This is a genomic window from Kitasatospora sp. MBT63 (assembly GCF_000710465.2).
Classification (GTDB): domain Bacteria; phylum Actinomycetota; class Actinomycetes; order Streptomycetales; family Streptomycetaceae; genus Kitasatospora.
The window spans coordinates 1-1,943 of record NZ_JAIZ01000745.1; the positions used below are offsets into that span (position 1 = coordinate 1).

Annotated in this window: 1 protein-coding gene and 1 pseudogene; both read left to right on the forward strand. The window is 79.5% G+C overall.

Annotation, left to right across the window (positions count from 1 at the left end; genetic code table 11):
- Positions 1-646 (forward strand): type VII secretion protein EccB (locus tag AA75_RS38850; RefSeq protein ID WP_033825174.1); only part of this gene is annotated, 646 nt, incomplete at its 5' end.
- Positions 643-1,943: pseudogene (locus AA75_RS38855) on the forward strand (hypothetical protein); the annotation flags it as partial. The gene AA75_RS38850 and the pseudogene AA75_RS38855, both read left to right, overlap by 4 nt.

Below are 1,943 nucleotides of genomic sequence, written 5' to 3' on the forward strand. Positions count from 1 at the left end.
GGCCGCGCCGGCCGTGCCCGGCGCGGGCGACCCGGCCGGGCGGGTGGCGGGCGCGGCCGTCACCGTGGGCCAGCTGTTCCGCACCACCACGGGCGGCACCGAGCACCACTACGTGATGCGCTCCGACGGCATCGCCCCGGTCAACGCCACCGAGTCCGCGCTGCTCGCCGCGGTTCCCGGCGCCCCGGCCGTCCGCCAGGTCGGCGCGGCGGACATGGCGAGCACCCCGCTGTCCGCCGCTCCCCCGCCGCCCGACCGCCTGCCCGACGTCCGCAACGCGCCGCCGGCCGGCGCCGCCGGCCAGGTCCTGTGCCTGGCCCAGACACCCGACGGCACCGCGATCGGCACCCGGGTGGTGCTGGAGGGCGGCGCCGCGGCCACCGGTGGGCGAACGGTCCTGCTGCCGGCCGACAGCGGGGTCTACGCCGTCGACCAGGCCCAGCTCGCGGCCCGGGCCCCGTCCCCGCGCAGCTATCTGATCGACGACCAGGGCACCGCCTACCCGATCGGCGACGGCCCGGCCGCCGCCCAGCTCGGCCTGGCCGGCCGGCCGAGGACGCCGGTGCCGGCCGAGCTGCTGGCCGCACTCCCGCAGGGCCCGGCGCTGGACGTCGCGGCCGTCCGGGCGACGCTGGGAGGTCGGTGACCGTGCGGCTCAGGACCCGTCCCCGCCGGACCCGCCCCACCGCCTGGCCGTTGCAGTGCCGGGCCGTCGGGCCCGCCCTGCTCGTCCACCCCAAGGGCACACCGGACCGGCAGGCCGTGGAGTTCACCGCGGGGCTGGCACCGGACCCGCAGCACACCCCCGTCGTCCTCGACCTGCCGCACGGCGCGCCGCACGGCGTCTGGGACGCGGTGGCCCGGCTGCTCGCCGGGCGGCCCGGCAGCCTGCGGCTGGTCTTCGGGCGCGCCACCCCGGCGGAGGCCCGGTGGGCCGGGCAGCGGATCGCCGACCGGCTTCGGCGGGTCGTGCTGGTCCCCGACGGCCGGCCGGTACCCACCGCGGGCGGTGGCCTGTTCGTCCCGATCGACCACGGCGCCGGCTGGCTCCAGCTGCGCCCGGACGCGCCCGCGCGGCCGGAGTCGCGCCGCTACCCGCGCCCGATGTGGGAGTTCACCACCCTCGACCGGCCGTGGGCCACCAGCCCGTACGGCGTGGTCGAGTCGGTGCCGTGCGGTGTCTGGCTGCGCGGCGCCCGGCCGAACGCCCTGCACGACGGCTGGCGCAGGCTGGTGGAGACGCTGCCCACCGACCCGCAGGTGCTGACCGTGGTGCTCGGCAGCCCGGGCGGGCCCGCGGTGCCGCTGGCCGACGCGCTCGGCCTGTGGAACACCGTGCTGCCGTCGGCCCGCCGTCAGGTGCGGTTCGTCCCGTACGGGCCGGTCGCGCTGCCCCCCGGGGCCGGTGCGCTCGGCCAGGAACTGGCGGACGCCTTCGGCGAGCACGTGGTGGTGTGCGCCGGGCTGCCCGTGCTGCCGGTCGGGCACGACGCCCCGCCGGACGTGCGCGGCCTGCTGCCCGACGGCTCCCCGGGCTGGCAGCCGTTCGCCGCGCAGTACCGCTACTCGCCGCGCCGCCACCCGCTCGCCGAGACGGCGCCGCCGGAGCTGCTCGGGGTGCGCAGCCCGCTGCCGGGCCTGGCGCACGTCGGCGCCGGTGTCTTCGAGCTGGCCCCCGACACGGTGCTGGAGATCGTGCAGTCCGGGCTGTGGGTGCGTCCGGCGCTGGAGCCCTACGGCGGCAACGACATCCGGCGGCGCCCCGCCCCGTGGGGCCACGCGGCGCTGCTGTACGACCGCAGCGAACCGGCGCGCGCCGAGCGGATGCACGCCTTCGCGCAGGACCTGCTGTGGCGGCTCCCGCCGGATGCCAGGGACGCCTTCCGGATCGCGCCCGCCGACGCCCCGGGCCTCGCCGCGCCCGCCGACCAGGCCGGTCCGTG